Source organism: Erwinia sp. V71 (genome assembly GCF_965644245.1).
Classification (GTDB): Bacteria; Pseudomonadota; Gammaproteobacteria; order Enterobacterales; family Enterobacteriaceae; genus Erwinia.
Genome location: NZ_CBFFRK010000251.1, coordinates 1 through 1,002, shown reverse-complemented (window position 1 = coordinate 1,002; position 1,002 = coordinate 1). Strand labels below are relative to the sequence as shown.

The 1,002-nt window shown below is 54.0% G+C and carries 1 pseudogene; it reads left to right on the top strand.

What is annotated here, in order from left to right:
- Positions 1-128 precede the first annotated feature (128 nt).
- Positions 129-1,002 (top strand): annotated as a pseudogene (locus ACSZO1_RS22470) (fimbria/pilus outer membrane usher protein); the annotation flags it as partial.

The following is a 1,002-nucleotide window of genomic DNA, read 5'->3' as shown; positions in this document are numbered from 1 at the left end:
GGTTCCGGCAGCCTTCAGTGGTCTTTGCAGAGTGAAGACAGGCGGCTTAGCGTTGCACTTCGAACTTGAATCCGCCATATACGCTCTATTTAACTCTGGAAGTGAATGGCAGAAATGATGGGCAGATCGTGCCAGTAAACGTGATCAATCAGCACTACTGGCTGCCCGCGGAAGTGCTTTCACGCAATTTTATTCGCCTGCCTGCAGGCAGCGCCGGGCTTATCGACAGTCAGACGCTCACAGATGTCACCATCGAATACGACAGTCCGCAGCAAAAGCTGATATTCCGTGTGCCAGATAGCTGGCTGCCGCAACAGACCTTTCGTAATCAGGGGATGCTGAATTACAGTGCGCCACAAAGCAGCGCCGGTTTGTTGATGAACTATGACGTTTATTCGCTGAAATCGGATAACAACAACAGCTACACCGCGGTGTGGCTGGAACAGCGCCTGTTTGGCACCGCAGGCATGTTCACCAATACCGGCACATGGCGACAAAACTGGTCGGGAAACACCAGCACCCGTGATCACTATCTGCGCTATGACACCAGCTGGAGATACAGTGATGTCGATAACATGATCAGTTACCAGTTGGGGGATGTGATCAGCGATTCCCTCTCCTGGAGCAACTCGGTCCGGCTTGGCGGTGTGCGCATCAGCCGTAATTTCTCGGTACGCCCGGATCTGGTCACCTATCCGTTGCTTAACTGGTCGGGTACAGCAGCGGTGCCTGGCAGTGTTGATCTGTTTATTAATGGCTACAAAGCCAGCAGCAACAGCCTGAATGCCGGCCCCTGGACGTTAACCAATGTCCCGTACATTAACGGCGCCGGGGAAGCGACGGTCGTAACCACCGATGCGCTTGGCCGGCAGGTTTCCACCAGCATTCCGTTTTACGTCTCCAACCAGCTGCTGCGTGCAGGGTTAAGGGCGGATTCAAGTTCGAAGTGCAACGCTAAGCCGTCTGTCTTAACTCTGCAAAGACCACTGAAGGCTGCCGGAA